The 20,357-nt window shown below is 43.6% G+C and carries 17 protein-coding genes; 16 read left to right on the top strand and 1 reads right to left on the bottom strand.

Features of this window, described 5'->3' with window-relative positions:
* Positions 1-15: 15 nt before the first annotated feature.
* Entirely contained in the window at positions 16-1,557 is a 1,542-nt protein-coding gene (locus tag ACFP56_RS04315) for a glycoside hydrolase family 43 protein (RefSeq protein ID WP_379231486.1), read from the top strand.
* 49 nt (positions 1,558-1,606) lie between these two features.
* Here ACFP56_RS04315 and ACFP56_RS04310 read toward each other — a convergent pair whose 3' ends face one another.
* Positions 1,607-2,380, bottom strand: a complete 774-nt coding sequence (locus ACFP56_RS04310; protein ID WP_379231484.1) for a helix-turn-helix domain-containing protein — start codon at positions 2,378-2,380, stop codon at positions 1,607-1,609.
* A gap of 342 nt (positions 2,381-2,722) precedes the next feature.
* On the opposite strand from ACFP56_RS04310, the gene ACFP56_RS04305 reads away from it, so the two are divergent.
* The 15 genes from ACFP56_RS04305 (at position 2,723) to ACFP56_RS04235 (ending at position 20,347) form a co-directional block, all read left to right on the top strand.
* A complete protein-coding gene (locus tag ACFP56_RS04305; RefSeq protein ID WP_379231482.1) occupies positions 2,723-4,489 on the top strand; it encodes a sensor histidine kinase in 1,767 nt (588 codons plus the stop codon).
* On the top strand, positions 4,467-6,074 hold the full coding sequence (locus tag ACFP56_RS04300; protein WP_379231480.1) for a response regulator: 1,608 nt from the start codon (positions 4,467-4,469) through the stop codon (positions 6,072-6,074). The genes ACFP56_RS04305 and ACFP56_RS04300 overlap by 23 nt, the downstream gene beginning before the upstream one ends.
* 102 nt (positions 6,075-6,176) lie before the next feature.
* Positions 6,177-7,874 carry an extracellular solute-binding protein gene (locus ACFP56_RS04295; protein WP_379231478.1) on the top strand — a complete coding sequence of 566 codons (1,698 nt, stop codon included), beginning with the start codon at positions 6,177-6,179 and terminating at the stop codon, positions 7,872-7,874.
* Positions 7,875-8,160: 286 nt separating this feature from the next.
* On the top strand, positions 8,161-9,054 hold the full coding sequence (locus ACFP56_RS04290; protein ID WP_379231476.1) for an ABC transporter permease: 894 nt from the start codon (positions 8,161-8,163) through the stop codon (positions 9,052-9,054).
* Between the two features lie 21 nt (positions 9,055-9,075).
* Entirely contained in the window at positions 9,076-9,954 is an 879-nt protein-coding gene (locus ACFP56_RS04285) for a carbohydrate ABC transporter permease (protein WP_379231474.1), read from the top strand.
* Between the two features lie 90 nt (positions 9,955-10,044).
* Positions 10,045-13,827 (top strand): glycosyl hydrolase 53 family protein, encoded by a 3,783-nt coding sequence (locus ACFP56_RS04280; RefSeq protein ID WP_379231472.1) that lies wholly within the window; start codon positions 10,045-10,047, stop codon positions 13,825-13,827.
* A gap of 285 nt (positions 13,828-14,112) precedes the next feature.
* Positions 14,113-15,024, top strand: a complete 912-nt coding sequence (locus ACFP56_RS04275) for a hypothetical protein (RefSeq protein WP_379231470.1) — start codon at positions 14,113-14,115, stop codon at positions 15,022-15,024.
* Between the two features lie 16 nt (positions 15,025-15,040).
* Complete coding sequence (locus tag ACFP56_RS04270; RefSeq protein ID WP_379231468.1) at positions 15,041-15,832, top strand: DUF6597 domain-containing transcriptional factor; 792 nt, start codon at positions 15,041-15,043, stop codon at positions 15,830-15,832.
* 92 nt (positions 15,833-15,924) lie between these two features.
* Positions 15,925-16,311 (top strand): hypothetical protein, encoded by a 387-nt coding sequence (locus tag ACFP56_RS04265; RefSeq protein WP_379231466.1) that lies wholly within the window; start codon positions 15,925-15,927, stop codon positions 16,309-16,311.
* An 89-nt stretch (positions 16,312-16,400) separates the two neighbouring features.
* Positions 16,401-16,820: a YugN family protein gene (locus tag ACFP56_RS04260; protein ID WP_379231464.1), complete on the top strand. Its 420-nt coding sequence runs from the start codon at positions 16,401-16,403 to the stop codon at positions 16,818-16,820.
* 253 nt (positions 16,821-17,073) lie between these two features.
* On the top strand, positions 17,074-17,370 hold the full coding sequence (locus ACFP56_RS04255) for a LiaF transmembrane domain-containing protein (RefSeq protein WP_379231462.1): 297 nt from the start codon (positions 17,074-17,076) through the stop codon (positions 17,368-17,370).
* 32 nt (positions 17,371-17,402) lie between these two features.
* A complete protein-coding gene (locus tag ACFP56_RS04250; protein WP_379231460.1) occupies positions 17,403-18,083 on the top strand; it encodes a PspA/IM30 family protein in 681 nt (226 codons plus the stop codon).
* The gene (locus ACFP56_RS04245; protein ID WP_379231458.1) at positions 18,071-18,541 is read left to right on the top strand and encodes a PspC domain-containing protein; all 471 of its coding nucleotides are present in this window, start codon (positions 18,071-18,073) and stop codon (positions 18,539-18,541) included. The genes ACFP56_RS04250 and ACFP56_RS04245 overlap by 13 nt, the downstream gene beginning before the upstream one ends.
* Positions 18,542-18,545: 4 nt before the next feature.
* Positions 18,546-19,250: a PspA/IM30 family protein gene (locus ACFP56_RS04240; RefSeq protein WP_379231456.1), complete on the top strand. Its 705-nt coding sequence runs from the start codon at positions 18,546-18,548 to the stop codon at positions 19,248-19,250.
* A gap of 89 nt (positions 19,251-19,339) precedes the next feature.
* A complete protein-coding gene (locus tag ACFP56_RS04235) occupies positions 19,340-20,347 on the top strand; it encodes a sensor histidine kinase (RefSeq protein ID WP_379231454.1) in 1,008 nt (335 codons plus the stop codon).
* The last annotated feature ends 10 nt before the right edge of the window (positions 20,348-20,357 follow it).

Here is a 20,357-nt window from a genome sequence, read left to right as displayed (position 1 = left end):
AAAGGATGAATGCACATGCAAACGGCAACAGCGACAGTTCAAAATCCAGTCATTTGGGCCGATGTCCCTGATGTGGACGTTATTTACTCGCGTCAGTATTTTTACATGGTAAGCACTAGCATGCATGTTATGCCAGGATGCCCGATCATGAGATCGAAAGATTTGAACAATTGGGAAATCGTTAACTATGTGTTTGATTCATTGGAAGATAATGATCAGCACAATCTGGTTGATGGTAAACATATCTATGGTAAGGGGTCATGGGCAGCCTGCTTGCGTGAGCATGAAGGAATCTACTATGTTTGTTTTTCTTGCAACGACACAGGGCAATTTTATGTATACCGTACCGACGATATTGAAAACGGCGAATGGCAGCGTTCAGTGATCAAGCATTTATATCATGACCCTAGCTTGTTGTTTGATGAAGGCCGTGTATTTGTTATTTATGGCAACGGAAACATTCATATTACAGAGCTGACTTCTGATCTTACAGCGGTAAAAGAAGGCGGTATTAACCAACTGCTGTTACAAGGCGAAACAGAAGGTATTGGTCTGAGAATTGAAGGCTGTCATGCCTATAAGATCAACGGATTTTATTACTTTTTCTTTATTGAATGGCCAAGAGGTGGGAATCATCGTCGCAGACAAGTTTGCTATCGCTCAGAAAGTCTGCTTGGACCTTTCGAGCATAAAATCGTATTGGATGATAATATGGGGTATCGTAATCATGGGGTCGCACAAGGCGGCATTGTAGCTGATGAGCATGAAAATTGGTTTGCTGTTCTGTTCCAGGATCATGACGCAGTAGGAAGAATTCCGGTTGTGGTGCCTGTTACATGGCAGGATGGTTGGCCGATTCATGGCATAAATGGTCAGGTGCCAGAGACATTCGAAGTACCTCTTCCGTTCACGCCGACTAAGCCAATTGTGTGCAGTGATGAATTCACATATGAAGACAATAAGCTTGCCTTGCAATGGCAATGGAATCACAATCCTGACAACCAGCTTTGGTCTGTGACCGAACGAGCAGGACATTTAAGGCTAAAAACAGGAGCTGTCGTCAAAAGCGTGCTTCATGCAAGAAATACGTTAACGCAGCGTACAGAAGGTCCGGCCTGCATTGGGACCACGGCCATCGATGTATCGAAGATGAAGCCAGGTGATCACGCTGGAATGATTGCTCTGCAAAGTGGCTTTGGCACGGTAGGGGTTAAGGTTGATGCTTTAGGAAATCGTTCAGTTGTAATGACAGTGAATGACGGATCAGGTTTGGAGGAGATTGTTGAAGCTACATCGATTGGGGCATCTGATATTTACCTGAAAATTGAGTTTGACTTTGAGAATAGTGTCGATCTTGCAACATTCTATTATGCAGAAGTTGATGGCGAATGGAAGCCAATAGGTCGTGCCTTGAACATGAAATATACACTTGATCATTTTATGGGCTATCGTATTGGATTGTTCAATTATGCGAGCGAACAAAGCGGAGGCTATGTAGACGTTGATTATTTCCACTTCTATAAGCGTATCGGCAGTGAGTACCAACAAATTAAATAACGATATATAAGAAAAAAGCCTGCCGCAGCAGGCTTTTTTCTTATATAAATTAATTGGCTCTGGACAACTCGTATCTTTTTCTATACTCATTAGCGCTTGAGCCAGTATACTCCTTAAACTTTTTATAGAACCAGTCAATTTCGGTGTAGCCGATTTCATTTGCGATTTCATAGATCTTTAGATCTGTCTTTTTAAGAAGAAGCTTTGCCTTTTCCATTCGTTGCTGCAATAAATATTCATTAAAGGACATGTTTTCATAGTTCTTGAACTTTTGTCCTAAGTATGCACAGTTAAAGTGCAACAATCTCGAGATTTTTTTCAACGTAATATTTTGATGCAATTCATTCTGGACGTAACGTTTCACCGAATCAATGACAGCTTTCGAAGCATCATCTTTTTTCTTAAGTGCTGTATGCTGTGGGATAAATGCAGCCGGGTAGTAGGTGTAGCGTCCATCAAGCTCTTTTTTTATAGAACGCAAACTGGAGAGTAGAGCACCCTCATTTAGCGGTTCTGGTATATAGTCGTTGATTTGATACGTTAGTGCTTTTCTAGCAAGACGGAAGTCATTTTTACCTCCAAGCAATAGAATTGGAACGCGACTTACCTGGCGAATGCGACTGCAAAGCACGATTCCGCTAGAATTATAGCTTTTCATATTAATAATAATTAAAGAATACTGCTGCTGTTCTAGAAGTGAAATGACATTATTAACTTGACTCGTGTTTGTGTAAACGTCAAACCCAGTTGCAAGACGTCGAATTAAAGCTTCTGTTTCTTTTAGAGTAGTGGTATTCGGATCAACGATAAGTACGTTATGCATGAAACGGCCCCCTTACTGAAAAAGCATGCTGTTTTTGAGTTATGAAGCATAAGCAGCTAAAAATGAATACGCTTTAATTATGGAGAATGAAAGCGCTGTAAACAATGTGCATTTCTTTGCTCTTGCTTCATTTGTTTACTTGTTGAAAAAGGGATGTAAACGTTTTCTGGTTAGATGTAAAAACACCTATAAACAGACAGGTATAACATGTGAAATTAATAAGGTTCTATTGTGTTGAAAATAAAAATGATAAAAAAATACCATAAATATTGATAAAATATACTATGAAAACGCTTTTATATCCATTAGCATCTAAATGATACAGATATGAGGTGAGGCGGAATGCCGACATTTAATTTATATAAAAAAATGTTAACGATATTGGTCGTTATGCTTATTCCGATTATTGTGCTCTACGTTTATTCCAATAAGACGAGCTCTGGTGTGCTGCGTGAGGAACTGCAAAACTCAAGTCGAGATCAGCTTCGTTTTTTCCAACAGCAGATTGACACTACGATTCACTCCATTAGTCAGTGGCCTAACCTTTTAATCTATGATCCCGATATATCTAATCTGAAGGATATCCATAAGCTGGAAGGGGATTATTTGGATTTGGAAACGATCGAGCTTATTAAACGCATTCAGAAGAAGCTAAGTATTCAAGAAAACTCTGTGAACTGGGCGAGTCAGCTAACCATCTATTCACCCTCGCTGCAAAGGGTTATTACGTCAAGCAAGGTGTTCAGCCTAGATGAGGACTACCTATCCTCATTATCTGTCTCAGGCTGGCAAATGAGCAGCTTCGCAGACAGCGCGTCCGAGTATCAGTTCTCACTTGTTACCGTTTCCCCATTTTCAAGCTCCAGCAGTCCCGAGCATTCGAATCTTGTATTGGAGGTTCAATTCAGCAGCAGCAATATTCAACAGATGCTTGATGCGTTTCGAGGCGATGGGCAGCGAAATCCGTTCTACTACGTAAAGGAAGACGAAATCATATACAATTCTGCCGCCAATAAGCAATTGGTTGCTCAATTAGTTGATCATTTGCGGCTTCATGAACTGGAAAAGTCAGGCTATGAGATCGTAACGCTAGAGGGAGAAGCTTATCTTGTCAATATGGAGCGCTCAACAACGACTGGCTGGATTTTGATCGATTATTTGCCAATATCCGAAGTGATGCTTCCAATCACGAAAAGCAATAAGCTGTTTTATGCCTCGGTAGCAACTTTGCTTCTGATGGCAGCAGTCGTTATTTATATTTTATATGTTCAGGTTCAAGTACCTATCAAGCAGCTTGTCACCAGTTTTCAACGTGTAAAGAAGGAGGACTATTCCGTCAGGCTTCAACCAAAGGGGAATACGGAATTTACCTTTTTGTTCAACCGTTTTAATTCGATGGTTACGCAAATACAAGAGCTGTTCGAGCGTTCTTATTTGGAACAGATTCATATCCGCGAGGCAAAGCTAAAGCAGCTGCAGTCTCAAATTAATCCGCACTTTTTTTATAATTGTTTTTCGTTCATATCCAGTATGGCCAAGCTTCAGAACTACGCTGCGATTATTGCGATGTCGCAAAATCTTTCGCATTACTATCGCTATACGACAAGACAGGAAAAGGAGCTTGTTCCACTGCAGGAAGAGGTGAAATTTGTCCAGCATTATTTGGATATTAGTGTCATGCGTATGAAGCGTCTAACCTATCAGATCAATATGCCTAAGCATGTGTTGGAGGAGATGATTCCGCCGCTTTCCATTCAGCCACTGGTAGAAAATGCAGTTTTGCATGGAATCGAGCAATCCGGCTCATCCAGCATGATTCAGATTACAGCAGAAAAAAAGCGCAACAGGATAAACATTACGGTAGAAGATGACGGAAAAGGCATGAAGGAAGCAGACATTGTAGCGCTGAGCAAGCGACTGCATTATCCGATGCAGGAGGACATGGGGTGTGGACTATGGAACGTGCATCAGAGAATGGTCTTGCGTTACGGAGGTGGCGCAGGTATCATGTTGCAGCCCTCCAAGCTGGGTGGATTAAGTGTCACGATAAGCTGGTCAGTAAGCGATTCAGAGGAGGAAATAGACAATGGTGGACATCTTGCTCGTTGATGATGAAACTTATGTAACAGAGAGCCTGGCTGCAACCATTCCTTGGAAAGAGCTTGGCGTCGAAGGGGTATATCAGGCTGCTTCAGCAGCCGAGGCACTTGATGTAATGGAGGAACAGCGGATAGACATTCTAGTTACTGATATTCGAATGCCGGAGAAGAGTGGACTAGAGCTGATCGAGCAGGCTAAGGACAAATGGCCGGGCTTGAAGACGGTGCTGCTTACGGGTTATTCCGATTTTGAATATGCACAGCGTGCACTGAAGCTTCAAGCATGTGACTATTTACTAAAGCCTGTAGATGATGATGCGTTCGTTTCCTGCATCTCGTCGCAGGTTGAAGTGCTCAGGCAGGAGTGGAGGCAAGCAGAGGAAGAACAGCGTCAGCAATATATTCGCAGAACAGAGCATACGGTGCTGAGCAGACAATTAATGCATGAACTGCTGTTAGGAAGAAAGCGCACAGCTTCTGCCTTGCAGTCCCTGCTCAGGCAATACGGGATTGGGCTCGAGGTCAATCAAGCTTGCGTGCTGCTGACGGTTCAGTTGGCGGGCCGATTTCGCGAGATGGATCGCCAGTCGAGTGAGCTTATTGAATATGCTGTGGGCAATATAGCCGAGGAGATTTTCGCTAAGCCGTACCAAGTGTGGCATAGCAGCTCACCGCAGGATCATGTCATCATGCTTATTGCATTGCCGGATGATGCTAGTACGGATTATACAGATAAGCAAAAGATGAAGACGCTGTATCATTTGCTTCAGCAGAAGGTATCGAGCTATCTTAATGGAGAAATTTCGATTGTTGCCTCTGACTGGATCAGGTTTCCTGAGGAGCTTCCCAAGCATTATCGCGAAGCCTTAACAGCCTTGTATCGATTACAGCTTGATGAAGCAAGCATTGTAATGCTGGATGAGCAGTGGATTAAGCAGCAAACAAGCAATACTGCGCTAGAGGAGCTGCACAAGCCGCCAACTTTTATACATTTGCTCGAAAGCGGTCGATGGGAGGCAGCAAAAGAAAAGCTGCATGCTTTTTTTATAAGCAACTCGTATCATACGCGTGAACGGCTGTATGAGGCGTTTATTGCGATATCGAATGGACTGATTTATGTAGCTAGCAAAATGGGAATTGATTTGCACAGCATAGACCCTCAGGGTGCAAACTTATTGCTGGATCGTTCCATTATGCTGACTGCTTCAAACTTGCGAGCATGGTCCAACGAAATGCTGGATTTGCTATCCATGCAATATGACGAAAGCGACATCTATCATAAAAAGCATATCATAAAGCAGGTACAGGAGCTTGTCAGCAAGGAGTTGGGGGGCGATACCTCTGTTAAAACCATTGCTGATCGTGTGTTTTTGCATCCCGTTTACCTGTCCAAGCTATATAAAAATGAAACAGGCGAAAGTCTTGGTGATTATATTATTCGCATCCGTATGGAGAAAGCCGTCTACATGCTAAAGCATACGAATAAAAAAATCTATGAAATTACGATGGAGCTAGGCTATCAAAACCCGCAATACTTCAGTAAAATTTTCAAAAAATATTACGGCTGTACCCCGAATGAATATCGAGATCAATAATAGGTTGGAAAAGGTGCAGAAATGTTGTGACAGTGTCATAGGTTGCTAAAACGCCCCAATTTATAATCAAGGTGTAGCACATATTCGTAAGGGGGTATAAAGATGAGAAAGGTTTTACTATCATTGATTCTCATTATGCTTGTTTCTGTTATAGCGGCATGCAGCGGGAATAATGGAGGTTCGACTACGAATAGCACACCACCGCCAGATGGCGCACAGTCAGAAAATCAAACAGACAATGAAAGCAACGGCTCAGCTTATAAGGAAAAGTATGATCCTCCTGTGACAATTTCGACAGTATGGGGAATTGATCCAGAACTGAAGTTCAAAAACAACGAAACGATAGAGAACAATGTTGCAACAAAATGGGCACTAGAGACGCTGGGGATTGAAATAAAATCGCTATGGTCGGTAACGGATTCGAACAATGCATTTCAAACTAAAATGCGACTCTCTCTTAACTCGGGCAACGATATTCCAGATGTTGTAACGATTGGAGATGAACAACTCGCACATGAATTAATCGATTCTGGTCTGTTCCGCGAGGTAGGCTCTTTGTTCGATGAGTATGCAAGTGATACATGGAAGCAGGCAATGGCGCTTGACGAAAATGTTTGGAATCCGTATACGCGTGATGGCAAGCGTATGGGCATCCCGGTGCTCGATTATGCTTACAACCATGATTACTTGCTATGGATCCGTCAGGATTGGCTTGATGCCTTGAAGCTAGAGGCGCCAAAAACAATGGCTGAGCTAGAGCATGTGCTTGATCAATTCAAAAATAATAACCCGTCTGGCTTAAAGCCAAATGAGGTAACGCCGTTAAGTACAGGAACGAAAATGAGTTTGAACACTTGGATGGGAGACCCTTCATGGATTTTCGGGGCATTTGGAACTTTGCCGGAACAGTGGAATCTTGCAGAAGACGGAACACTAGAGTACGGTTCGATTCACGCGGGTATGAAGGAAGGGTTGGCGCTGCTGCGTGATTGGCACAGCAAGGGCTATATTCCACAGGAAATTGCACTATGGGATGAAAATCAAACCTCGGTTCCTGCAGTAGCGGGTACGGCAGGCATTATCGCAGGTCCATACTGGATGAGCGGATGGCCGCTGTCAGATACAGCAGTAAATGATCCAGCTGCGGTATGGAAGCCATATCCGATTCCTACAGGTCCAGACGGTAAAGCAATGCGTCACGGTACGCATTACACGAATGGCGTTACGCTGATTAGCACGAAAATGGAGCATCCTGAAGCATTTTTCACGTACCAAAACTACCTGTTTGATAATTACGCTGATCCAAAAGAAGGCGGTGTTTTTGAAAACGGACTATTCAAAAACTATGATTATGACATTGCAGATGATGGCTCGCTGCTTCGTTGGGACGATATTCCTGGCGGTTATGTAAACGCTGTCCGCTACTTGCTTGTTCGTGATGGCGCGCGTATTCCTGATGCACAGATGAAAGCATTGATGAATCTGGCAGACGGCAAGGAGCCTGTAACTCGTCTTGAAAAAGAAGTGAAGGCTTCCTATGGCGTCGAGACGCCTTCTGCGGCTGTAGTGCTGCTGCAGCAAGAAGACATTTCATTCAAAAACATGTTCACAGGACCACCAACACCAACGATGAGCAGCAAGCTTGATTATTTAAAAAAGCTTGAATTAACAACGATGAATGAAATCATTTATGGCAACAAGGATATTAACGCCTTTGATGACTTCGTTGCTCAATGGAAAGCTGAGGGCGGAGACCAAATTACTGCTGAAGTCAATGAATGGTATAACGGCGTGAAGTAATAGTGAACGTTACAAGCTCGTTCAGCAGCTAGGAAGCAGCGCTGAACGAGCTTTATTTATAGAAAGTGAAATGTTAGGTGGATGCTTACGAGGTACATTTCTTGTTCAGTGAAGTGTACCGGTGTAGCCCATGAAATGTTAGGTAGATGCTTACGGGGTACATTTCATGTTCTGTGAAGTGTACCAGTTGTAGCCCATGAAATGTTAGGCAGATGCTTCCGATGTACATTTCTTGTACAACGAAGCGTATCTAATAGGTTCAAGAAATGTTGGAGGAGGCGTTGTTATGAAGCGAATTAAGGATTGGCCCTTTCATCTTATGATTTTGCCATCGCTGCTGTTTCTCATCGTGTTCAACTATGTTCCAATGCTGGGGATCGTCATTTCGTTTCAGGACTTTAAGCCTTGGTTAGGTGTTACAGGGTCACCCTGGGTTGGATGGGATAATTTCAAGCTGTTGTTTGAACGACAAGACAGCGTGCAGGTCATATGGAACACTTTTATCATTGCTGGCCTGAAAATTGTGTTTAATCTAATTGTTCCTTTCGTATTTGCCTTATTGCTTAATGAAATTCGTAAAGCCTATCTTAGTCGCACGATTCAAACGCTTGTTTATTTGCCGCATTTTCTGTCTTGGGTTATTCTGGGTGGAATTTTGGTAGATATTTTATCCACTGATGGCGGGTTAGTCAATCGTTTCCTTATGAGTATGTTTGGTATTGACCCGATTCCTTTTTTATCAAATGGAAACTGGTTCCGCTTTACCGTTGTCGTGTCCGAGGTTTGGAAGGAATTTGGCTATGGAACGATCGTATTTATTGCCGCTTTAGCCAATATTAACCCATCGCTTTATGAAGCAGCCGAGGTAGATGGGGCATCGCGCTGGAAGCAAACTATTTTTATTACAATACCAGCCTTGCTGCCAATGGCGGTTGTCGTTGGAACGCTATCGTTAGGTAATGTTCTAAATGCTGGCTTTGACCAAATATTCAACCTATACAATGCACTTGTCTATGAAAAAGGCGACATTATCGATACCTTCGTCTATCGAACGGCAATTCTGGAAGGAAAGTTTGGTATAGCAACGGCGGTAGGCTTATTCAAATCCGTTGTCTCAATGGTGCTAATCATCATCTCGTACCGACTGGCTTACAAGCTGGCAAATTACCGAATTTTTTAGCAAAAGGAAGGTGGAGCGGCAATGTATCATAAAACGTTATCCTATCGTGTATTCAATGTGTTCAATACGATTGCGCTGTTGCTCATCGCGATATGCTGTGTGCTGCCAGTGTGGCATGTGCTGGCTGTCTCCTTCAGTGCGAAGGCAGCGGCAGATGGTAACTTGGTTAGTCTGTGGCCGGTTAATTTTACGACGATCGCTTATGAAAAAACGCTTAATAATCCCGTATTTCTAGGCTCAATTTGGGTAGCGGTCAAGCGAACCGTAATCGGAACACTCATTACGTTAACGCTTGCTTGCCTGGCGGCCTACCCTTTGTCAAAGGAAACACAGGCGTTTCGCGGTCGTAATGTATACGCATGGCTGTTTGTATTTACGATGATCTTTAATGGTGGTCTTGTTCCTTTTTATGTTGTCATCCAGAAGCTGCAGCTTGTCAATTCGTTCTGGGTGCTGGTGCTGCCTGGAGCGGTTAATGTTTGGCTTACGATTTTGCTGCTGAACTTCTTCCGCGGGGTTCCGAAGGAGCTGGAAGAAGCAGCCTTAATTGATGGCGCAGGGCATTTTAGAACGATGTTCAGCATTTATTTGCCGGTATCGTTGCCTGCACTTGCAACGCTCGGCTTATTCAGTATCGTATTTCACTGGAATTCCTGGTTTGATGGACTGCTTTATTTGAATGACAAAACGGACTATCCGCTTGCGACGTTTCTCCAAACTGTAATTGTGCAGCGTGATATGAGCTCGATGAGCTTTAATCCAAAGGAAATGGAGCTGCTTTCACAGACGACCGTACGCGCATCGCAAATTTTTCTAGGTGCATTGCCTGTCATGATTATTTATCCGTTTCTGCAAAAGTATTTCGTTAAAGGGCTTGTTCTAGGTTCTGTTAAAGAGTAGGCAGACTGTCCTGTGAAGTCATGTTTGTGTAGTAGGACGCCGAAGAAATGAATGTTGACAAGTGAACGATATCGTAAAGGGGATGTTGTAATGAACGTACGCAAATGGTTAAGCGCGCTGTTAACCGCAGCCTTGCTGCTCACTCTGCTGCAAGCAGGTGGAGCGAGGATTTATGCAGAAGAGGGGGAGAGCTTCACCTCAAATGCTTTAACAATCAATGGGGAAGCTGTGACGTGGCAGCTGATTGGGGAGCGCCCATCAACATTTGGCGATCAGAACTCTCCAGCACGGCTTGAGTACTACAGCGACAGCAGCCTTCAATTCGAGCTGCAAGCGGTGCAATCAAATGTACCAGAAGGACAGTATGAATTGTCGTTAGAGGTATTCAGTGAGCAGGCATCGCCAGGGCCTGATGCGCTATTTTATGCGATCACAAGCGAGGGCACATATTCAACGCCTATTCAATACAGCGGAAGCAGCTGGGAAGCGCCAGCTACACTGCGACTAGGCAATGTTTCTGTTGGCAGTGACAGCTCACTATTAATCGGTGTGAAAATGAACAGTTCGGGTGAGCATTATGGCTATATACGCAATATTCAGCTGAAGGCAGGAAAAACGACAGAAACCGTCGCGGTTAAACCGAATTCTGCCATCCTTAGACCAGGATATAGCGTAGCACTCACAACTGCAATCACCGAGCAGCAGTCCATTCAATATGCATCCAGCAATGAAAGCGTAGCGGTGGTTGATGCACAGGGCATCGTTACGGCAGCTGGAGATGGAGAGGCTACGATAACGGCTACGGTGTATGAGCAAGGAGAAATTGTTGCTGTTGGCAGCAGCGAAATGGTAGTTTCAAGCACAATGCAGCAACAATATACGCCAATCGCCGTAGAGCCAGTAGATGAGCTGATTGGAGCTTCACGTTCTGATTTTATTATGGGCGCCGATATTTCGATGATGGACGAGTTAGCTGCTATTGACCGTAAATTTTACTCTGCTGATGGTGTAGAAAGCTCGCTAATATCGGAGCTGAAAAATGGCGGTGTCAATTGGGTTAGGCTGCGTGCTTGGGTTGATCCTTCTGATGAGCAAGGAAGACCTTATGGCGCAGGCAATATCGATACGGATGCGCTAGTTCGTATGGCTGCACAAGCGAAGGCGGCGGATATGAAGCTGCTTGTTGATTTGCATTACAGTGACTTCTGGACCGATCCAGGCAGACAAAGCATTCCGAAGTCATGGGCAGCGCTCAATGAGGAAGAATTGAAGAAGCAAGTGTATGACTATACGTATGAAACCTTGCAAGCACTAGTTGATGCTCAGGCTTATCCTGACATGATTCAAATTGGCAATGAGATTAATGGCGGTATGCTGTGGCCGCTTGGAAATTCACTAGAGAAAGCAAAGCCATACCTTGAGCAAGGGATTAAAGCTGTAAGAGATTTTGAAGCGGCAGTAAACGGAGATCATATCGATATTGTTATTCATCGCGCCAATCCAGGGGATGGCTTAAGCCGTGTAAGCAGTTTTTACGCGACATACAGTGATCTTGATTATGATGTGATCGGACTGTCCTATTATCCGTTTTGGCATGGTACGCTTAACAATTTGCAGCTCGTTATGGATGAGCTAGCTGCAACCTACAACAAAAAGATTGCCATCGTAGAAACCTCATATGCTTATACGTTGGAAGATACAATTCTGAATGGACCTACAGGTCATATTTTCGGTCAATCGCAGGCTGATGCGGGAGGCTATCTTGCTACTGTTCAAGGCCAAGCAAGTGCCATTCGTGACGTGATCGCCGCAGTAGCTGCTGTTCCTGAGCAAAAAGGAATCGGCATCTTTTATTGGGAGCCTGGCTGGCAAATGGGTACAGATACAGGCTGGGCGACAACCTACGCAGCTTCTTATCAGAAGGAAGCAATCCCAGCAGATGGAGGCAGCGGTTGGGCAAATCAGGCTTTATTCAATTATTTTGGAGAGGCACTTCCATCTATAAATGTGTTCTCTGCTGTTCGCGCATCAAGAGAGCAGTATGTAGAACCGACTATTGTTTCGGTCGCTTCGGTGCAATTAACGACAAGTCAGGATGATTATGCGGCTCTTCCGTCTACGGTCAAAGCGTTATTTAGCGATGATACGTATCGCGAGGTTGAGGTGCTGTCATGGACACCGAGCAGCTACGATGTAAAAACACCAGGGAATTATGAATTAGTTGGAGTATTGTCTGGTGGTCAAACGGTTACAGCAAGCATTACCGTTCGCCCCAAAAACTATGTTGTGAATCCAGGCTTGGAAAGCCCGGATATGAGTGCGTGGGAGCTTACGAACAGTACTAGAAGCACCGATGCCGCCTATTCAGGCAGCTATGCGATTCATTTTTGGAATCAGGAAACGGTTAGCGCGAAGCAGCTGATCCAAAACCTTCCGAATGGCGTCTATGAACTGTCTGTGCAAACGCGTATTGGCATAGAGGGTGAGCCAATTGCCGATACGAGCATGCTGTATGCTACAACAGGCAATAAAACCTATTCGGCCCCACTCGAAGTAACAGGCTGGGATAGATGGAAGAAGATTATGGTGTCTGATATCGAGGTGCGCAATGGTCAGCTTGAGGTTGGCGTTCAGGTTCATCATGCTGAGGGAGACTATGGCGATTTCGATGATTGGGAGTTAATTCGAGTTGGAGATTTGCCTGGTTCAACTCCACGTCCTAATCCACCATTCGTACCAAGCCCGACAGAGACGACAGAGCAAGTGCTGTCCAGCTCGCAGGAAAATGGCATAACCGTTCTGAGGGCTGAGATTCCTGCTAATCAGACAGAGCTCGTCATACCAGCCAAAGAGCTTGCTAATCATGCTGGTGCTCGTATTGTGTTGACATGGGGCGAGCAGATCGTTTCATTTGATAGAGATGCATTAGCAGAGCAGCTTAAGGATGACATTACGCGTTCAACGAGTAATATCGTTGTCCGCAGAAGCGCTAACGAGCAGTTGGAACTTGGATTTAACGGTGCTGAGGTGAATGCGCTGCTGGCGCCTGTGCAGTGGAACGTTTTAGAGAAAGCAGCCAGCGATCAGCGAGACCTGGACGTTCAGTTACAGCTTACTGCCAAGACTACATCGTCAGTCTCAGGATCGAGCAGTGGCCTGTATCGCGTAGCGGCTGATGGCAAGCTAACCTATGTCAGAGACGCTACATTAAATGATTCAGGCATAGCCGAGCTGCAGCTGCAAGCAGGACTATGGTATACAGTTGCAGATGTAACCCGCAAGTTTACTGACGTAGATGAGCAAAGCGAGGCCATTCGCAAGCTTGTAGCTATTGGACTGGTGCAAGGCGATCAGCGCGGCGCACTTCATTTGCAGCAGCAGGCAACGCGAGCGGAAGTAAGCAAGCTGACTGCGATGCTAGTAGAATTGATTGGAGATGTATCTCAAGCTGCGGAAACAATTGATGGAGAAGCAAGCATGGAGCAAGCAGCAGGTAATAGTACCGTCAAGTCGTTCGCCGATGTGCCGACTCAGCACTGGGCTAAGCCGTACATTGAGCAGCTAACTGCTCGCGGGTGGCTGATTGGTGTGAGCGAACACAACTTTGCTCCAAATGCGGCGATGAGCTATGAGGCGCTATGTGTTATGCTTGCCCGCATATTGAATTTACCGCTCGGAGAAGTGAACGCACAATCTTCAATTGAAGCTCATGCTTGGGCACAGCCTTCAATTGAAGCGATTGCCAGCGCAGGCGTTTTAACTCAGGCCGAGCTGCTGGAAACAGATTTCACTGCCCCGCTTACGAGAGAGCAGCTATTTGAAGTGTTCTATCGTTTGCTGGGTATATTGAGATCTAATAGTCAGATTGAGTGAGTTAGTTTATTAATACGCGAGGATAGCAAAATCCTCTTTAAGCACGCAGTGTCATGCTTAAAGAGGATTTTTTTCATATATTTCATATAAAAGAAAGGAAAAAATACTAAGAGCAGTTCCTGTAGAAAAACTGTTGTATAAGTACAGAGAAGTACAGTTCGGACGGATCTCCGATGGTTATAGGTGCACCCGAATCTGTATATCCATACAAGTTGCATTATGAACATATGTGACTTAAGATTAAAATACATTTATTACTAATAAATGGAATGTAGAGGGGCGAATATGAAAAAGATTATTGTTATATTATTTTTGTTGCTAAGCTCATGCAGTGCGAATACTAGTACCGTCCTCAACTCCATCCCTAACCCAAATGAAAGCAACCATACTCAGTCGCCTGAACTTGAAATTAATTTGAATGAGGAGCTACCATCGCCATTTACTGCTGAAGCGGTAGCTGATGCATTGGTCGAACATATAAATTTCTACAGCTATTATTACCCCGAAGACAGCACCACTGCACTTTATCTAGCTTCAACTAATCAACATGCTAGAGTAGAATTAAGAGCCTATAACCAGCCAATCTATCAAAATGGATATGAGGTTCCTGTACTTTATGGTGTAGATCAAGTAAGCGATTATGTTATCTCATTTTACTATCATCCAGTAAGCAAGCAGATATATGTAGATTCAATTGCTGAGCCGCAAAACATCCCGTTTTTAGACGCTGCCATGCCTTATGATACTTTGGGGCGAATTGAGGTCGATATTACCGAAGCGACTTTCCCGTTTACGGAGGAAATTTCGGAATACAAAGCAAGAAAGATTGAAGCAATTAAAGATGCGGTTCAACGCACTTTTGGCGTATTACAGCAGGATTATCCAGACATCGACTTTACGATAAAAGTAACAAATTTCTTAGAGCATCAACAGGAAGCATGGATGCTGATCGAAGGCTCCAATGGATTAAAGATGTATGCGTTGCTCGTAATGGACGAGTATTTTTATCCAGTAGATGACCAGGCGAAGGAATATGACTATAACGTAGAAATAAACGTTACGCGGGGAAATTTGATGGAGCTATCATTAGAGGAAGCATGGTTTAACCGTCAGCTTGAGGCCGATGCTTATTATTTCAAAAAAATATTTTTGGAGGATCCACCACTAATCGTGATGGAGAGTACGTGTTGTATATAAAGGAAGTGTTTCCCTGATGATTCAAACCTTTGAATCTGTAGACGCTTTACGTAAGCTAGTAGACTACATATGGATTGCAGATTTCGACTTTCTGGTAGCTGAAAGCAGAGAGGATATTATAATGCCACAAGGGCATATCAATATTATTTTTAATTATGGCTCTGCATATAAACGGATTGGAGCAAAACAAGAAACCATCATTCCCAACGCAGCTGTAATTGGTCAGATCAAAACTGCTAAGTACGTTCAATATGGATCATGTTTGCATCAGGTTGGAATTTCATTAACCCCATTAGGGTTTATAACGTTGTTTGATGTACCGAGCATTCAATTGACAGAACGAATCGTAAATGCTGTTGAGGTGGACAGTGGCCTTAATGATATGTACCGAGCGATTATTAACTACAACGATGTTGAGCTGAAAATTTCAGCAATTCATCATGCTTTACTGCATAAGCTATCACAGCGTAAAGCCGACACGGTACGTATGGAGGAGATGCTCAATTATGTTGAACGAGAGTATAAAAACTTAAGCATTGCAACGATGGCAGAGTTTTTTAGCGTGTCTGTGAGCACGTTAGAACGTGTGTTCAAGAGAAAGGTTGGACTGCCTCCAAAGACTTACGGAGATATTATTAAATTCAGAAAACTAACTGAGGATAAAGAAAATCGAAGTGTTATGCAGCAGCATTACTATGATCAGTCGCACCTCATCAAAACATCGAAGCGATTTGCAGGTAAAACGATAAAGGAATTAGAAAGACCGACCAATGAAATCACATTAAGTTATTTGTGGAATGACCAATAAAATTTTCATATAGCTGCTCATTTTTTACAATACATTCGTTTTTCCTCTTGCTATGCTAATGGTATACCAATGGATGAGGGGATGGGATAGCATTGCAGAGCATCGCGATAATGGCAAGCTTGTTGATGTTTTTGAATGTAACATTATTAATGATTTTGGTTCCAGGAGGACCGATTGAAAATAGAGATTTCAAGCATTTAAAAGGTGTTGTTTTTTGGGGATTTAATTTGTTTCTTATCATACTTGGAATTGCTTCATTTATTGTATGTTATCTATTATTGGTTTCACACTCTTATGCTGTGTTAACTGGGCAGATCCTTGCTGGCTTGTATTTTATCGTATATATGATAGATCTTGCCGGTGTTTTTCCAAAGTCGCCAACAAAAATGTCGCGAACACTTATGCTAATCGAAATTATTAATATCTCAATGGCGGTCTTTTTATTTCTGGTTTTGACTGCAATGGATCGCGTGTTGTGAGAATAGGCCATGCCAGATGCTCGATAGGTATAGCTTATCATCCTAATAGAAACAATAGTGGGAGAGAATTGTGAAGGAGGCATATAAAGTTGCTGTCAATCCCATCTACTTTTATTGAAGGAAAGCATGCATACTATGGCGAGATCAAAGATGCTTTTGAAGAGCGTGGCTTTGTTATTAATGGAAATTGGGAGTATTACAAAGCATTTTTTGATCATATTTTGCATCAGCATGAAGGTGAAACGATTTATCTGCGTTTACCAATTTATGTCCTGCAAGGAAAACTGGATCGAGATGATGCGTTTTTTGAATTTGGACAACCGTTTTTATTAAAGCATCTGGTGCATACGGGAATCGCTTCAGATGATAATGATTTTGGCATTTTGGATGCAATTGGATTGGCGCAGTTTCAAAAACCGCTTGATCCTGATGACAAAATTGAAAAAGAAGATAAATGGAGGCATGCAGGCTTGTCTGCGATTGAGCGTCTTGCCCCGATCTTTCATTAGAAGCATTGCCTGTGTGCGTATTCAGATGACACACAGGCAATGCTTTTTTGTTGGCATACGCTAGTCCTAGACCCTTCCCCGTCTTAGTATGTAGAGCCATCCTCGACCATGGTCTAGGTCAAAAACCGCCGTTAGTCCGTTTTGGTTAATCGGAATTTTATCTATACTAAGTACATAAGCAAGACAACGCAAGCAACAACAAACAACAACAGCAACATTGATGGATGAATGATGAAAGAGGTGATTTCAAAGCATGAATAGTAAATCGTTAGTCGGTATCATTTGTATCGCAATCGGCGGATTGCTCGCCCTTAAGTTTTTGCACATTGATCTAAGCGGTATTTTCTCCTTTCTGATTCCGATCGCATTAATCGTATGTGGTTATTTCGGATTAAAAAGCGGAAAAAAAGTAATCGGGGGTACATTTCTAGTAATTGGCTGTGTGTTACTATTAGGTAAGCTGGGTGGATTATTAACACTGATCTTCGCGGTAGCATTGATTGCAGCAGGCATTTATTTCATGAAAAATCAAAAACGCCGTTATTACTAGGCAAGTGAAAAATGATAGAGGAGGTATAAAGGATGGGAATATTTAGACGTATCCGAGACATTTCAGTAGCTACACTTAATGATCGTCTAGAGAAGGCTGAAGATCCTGTTAAGCTGATCGACCAGTTTTTATGGTCCACACGCGATGACATTATTGAGGCAGAGCGACTGCAACAGCAGTACTTAACACATACAAACCAGCTTAAAGCACAATGGCTACAAGCAGAGCAGCAGATTGAACAAAAAGAAAAACAGGCGATGATCGCATTGAAAGCTGGAGAGGAAATGATTGCCCGCTCTCTGCTTACCGAAAAAACGATGTTCGTCGAAACGGCTAACAACTATCGTGAGTTGTATGAGCAAAGCAATGCCTCACTACTGGAGCTTGAAGCTCAGCTTAAAGAGCTTCGTACCGAATATCAAATGGTTTACGATAAGCGTTCCTATTATGTGGCGCGTATGGAATCAATTCGTTTGCAGCAGCGATTAAACCAACGCATGAGCTTCAACAATGGTCAACAACCGGGTGAAGTGATGCGTAAAATGGAAACGCGCATCCAGGATATGGAGTATGAAACACAAAGCTTGCGCCAGCTTCGTAAAGAAAATGGCGTGTACGGTGAATCGATTAAGACGAACCGTCGCAGCGCAGAGGTTGATCTTGAGCTTCAGCAGTTGAAAGATAAATTAAACAAGGAAGGATGGTCCCTGTGAGAAAGTTATATCGCTCTAGAGAGAATAAAATGTTCACAGGACTATGCGGTGGATTGGGAGAGCTAACGAATGTCGATGCGACACTATATCGTGTGCTGCTGGTCGTACTTACGATCTTGTCGAGCGGAATATTCATTCTCCTATACTTTATTGTTAGTGCAGTCGTTCCTAAGACACCTGGGTTTCATACGCCATTCGGACAGCAGCATCGTCCATATGGTGGGATGCCATACGGCGGTAACCCCTATCATCAAGACCCAATGAATCAACGCCCTCCTGGTCAAGGACCATGGACACATGGGGCTGCACCATATACGAATCCACAGCCGCAAGGTCAACAGACATATCAGCCGTCACAAGCAACAGATCAAATGATGGATGATCTTGAGAAGAAAGCATTACGTCGTGAAATCGAAGAGTTAAAAGCTAAAATTTCTAAGATGGAGAAGGGAGAATAATACTATGAGTATTTTCAAAAGAATGAGAGATATGACGAAAGCATCGGTAAATGATTGGTTGGATAAATTAGAGGATCCAGTTGTTATGCTTAACCAATACCTGCGTGATATGGAGGCTGAAATTCATGCAGCAGAAGTAACGGTAGCGAAGCAAATGGCGAATGAGCGCAGCATGAAGCAACGTTTGGATGATAGCCTGCGCAATGCCTTTGATCGTGAATCTAAAGCAGAAGCGGCACTTCGCAACAATCATGAGGAGCTTGCTCGCAAGTTGCTCGAAGAAAAGTTATACTTTGATCAGAAAGCAACAGAATATTCCGAGCTTCATGCAAATGCTGCTGCACAGGCGGAGGAGCTTAAGCTTCAATTGCATCAAATGAAGGATGAGTTCTACCAGCTTCGCAACAAGCGCAATGAGCTGGCATCCAGAGCTCAGCTTGCAAAAGCACAAAAGCAAATGTCTTCAATCAGCTCTAACCATACAATCGAGAGCGGTTCTGCATCACGTGGTTTCCAGCGCATGGAAGAGAAAATTATGCAGCTTGAGGCAGAAGCGGATGTACTTCGTACACCATACAGCTATTCATCAAGCAGCAGCTCGGCTCCAAGCACACCTGTAACGGCTGCAGATTTAGAGCGTCAGGTTCGTGTTGATGAGCAGCTTGAGGCATTGAAAAGCAAACTAAATCAAAACAATGACGCTGAGTAACGTATAATATAGCAAGAAAGGCGGGCCGGTACTCGGTCTGCTCTTTCTTGTGTTTTGGGTAAACGCGGGTAGACAGGAGCGCTGGCGCTGTGAAAAATAGTGAAACAAAAACAAATGAGACTGAACAAAAACAATATCGAAAACGCAAGCTGCTGGAAACAGGACTGTGGCTTTTAATACTTGGCTGTTTTTTAATTATTATTTTGCAGGCGATTGGCATTTTGGAATTTTTGCGCCTGCAAGGCCAATGGATTATTATTATGCTCCTAGCTGTAGGAGTTGGATTGGCGTCGTCCGCCATCTATCAATATTATATTAATTCTAGGCTGAAAGCCTCTTTGAAAAAACTGATGCACCAGCGTGATACATATTCGCCGATCACAATTTCGAGTGGCGAACATCAGGATGAACATGTTGAAATCAACAGTGAGGAAGAAAGAGTTTGGAAAGAGCAGGTCCGATTTAATGCGGTTATTGAAGAACGTCAACGCCTCGCGCGTGAGTTGCATGATGCTGTTAGCCAGCAGCTGTTTGCGATCTCGATGACGGCTACGGCAGTAGGCCGAACTATCGAGCATGACTGGCAAAAAGCACAGCGTCAAGTGCAGCTAATCGAGGAGATGGCGTCGGTTGCGCAATCGGAAATGCGCGCGCTGCTGCTGCATCTGCGGCCAACACATTTGGATGGAAAAAGCTTAGGGCATGCATTGTCTACTCTTGTGCAAGAGCTGCAGCAAAAGATTCCGATGCAAATTGAAATGGACGTTGATACAACCATTGTGATGAGAGAGGAAAATGAAGATCACTTATTCCGTATTGCACAGGAGGCGCTGTCTAATGCACTGCGTCACGCAAAAGCTGAATACATGCTCATTAAGCTGTATCGGTTGGAGCAGGAAATTCATATGGTGATTCAGGACAATGGCATGGGCTTTGAAATAAAAAATAGAAAACAAGGCTCATATGGCTTGCTAACAATGGAGGAGCGCGTAAGAGAACTAGGTGGTCAATTCCGCATATTATCTGAGCCTGGCGAAGGTACAGCGATCTATGTCACGATACCTTACGAACCACCACTGGTAAGTAGCAAGGCATGAGGAGAGGAGA

The sequence above is a fragment of the Paenibacillus septentrionalis genome (assembly GCF_042659865.1).
GTDB classification, from domain to species: Bacteria; Bacillota; Bacilli; order Paenibacillales; family Paenibacillaceae; genus Pristimantibacillus; species Pristimantibacillus septentrionalis.
Note: the sequence above shows the minus strand (reverse complement) of the source record. Positions and strands in the feature narration are given on the sequence as shown.

What these genes read in the sequence shown, in the direction of transcription:
- ACFP56_RS04315 (WP_379231486.1), top strand. Translation starts at nt 16, where the DNA reads ATGCAAACGGCAACAGCGACAGTTCAAAATCCAGTCATTTGGGCCGAT.
- ACFP56_RS04310 (WP_379231484.1), bottom strand. Translation starts at nt 2,380, where the DNA reads ATGCATAACGTACTTATCGTTGATCCGAATACCACTACTCTAAAAGAA.
- ACFP56_RS04305 (WP_379231482.1), top strand. Translation starts at nt 2,723, where the DNA reads ATGCCGACATTTAATTTATATAAAAAAATGTTAACGATATTGGTCGTT.
- ACFP56_RS04300 (WP_379231480.1), top strand. Translation starts at nt 4,467, where the DNA reads ATGGTGGACATCTTGCTCGTTGATGATGAAACTTATGTAACAGAGAGC.
- ACFP56_RS04295 (WP_379231478.1), top strand. Translation starts at nt 6,177, where the DNA reads ATGAGAAAGGTTTTACTATCATTGATTCTCATTATGCTTGTTTCTGTT.
- ACFP56_RS04290 (WP_379231476.1), top strand. Translation starts at nt 8,161, where the DNA reads ATGAAGCGAATTAAGGATTGGCCCTTTCATCTTATGATTTTGCCATCG.
- ACFP56_RS04285 (WP_379231474.1), top strand. Translation starts at nt 9,076, where the DNA reads ATGTATCATAAAACGTTATCCTATCGTGTATTCAATGTGTTCAATACG.
- ACFP56_RS04280 (WP_379231472.1), top strand. Translation starts at nt 10,045, where the DNA reads ATGAACGTACGCAAATGGTTAAGCGCGCTGTTAACCGCAGCCTTGCTG.
- ACFP56_RS04275 (WP_379231470.1), top strand. Translation starts at nt 14,113, where the DNA reads ATGAAAAAGATTATTGTTATATTATTTTTGTTGCTAAGCTCATGCAGT.
- ACFP56_RS04270 (WP_379231468.1), top strand. Translation starts at nt 15,041, where the DNA reads ATGATTCAAACCTTTGAATCTGTAGACGCTTTACGTAAGCTAGTAGAC.
- ACFP56_RS04255 (WP_379231462.1), top strand. Translation starts at nt 17,074, where the DNA reads ATGAATAGTAAATCGTTAGTCGGTATCATTTGTATCGCAATCGGCGGA.
- ACFP56_RS04250 (WP_379231460.1), top strand. Translation starts at nt 17,403, where the DNA reads ATGGGAATATTTAGACGTATCCGAGACATTTCAGTAGCTACACTTAAT.
- ACFP56_RS04245 (WP_379231458.1), top strand. Translation starts at nt 18,071, where the DNA reads ATGGTCCCTGTGAGAAAGTTATATCGCTCTAGAGAGAATAAAATGTTC.
- ACFP56_RS04240 (WP_379231456.1), top strand. Translation starts at nt 18,546, where the DNA reads ATGAGTATTTTCAAAAGAATGAGAGATATGACGAAAGCATCGGTAAAT.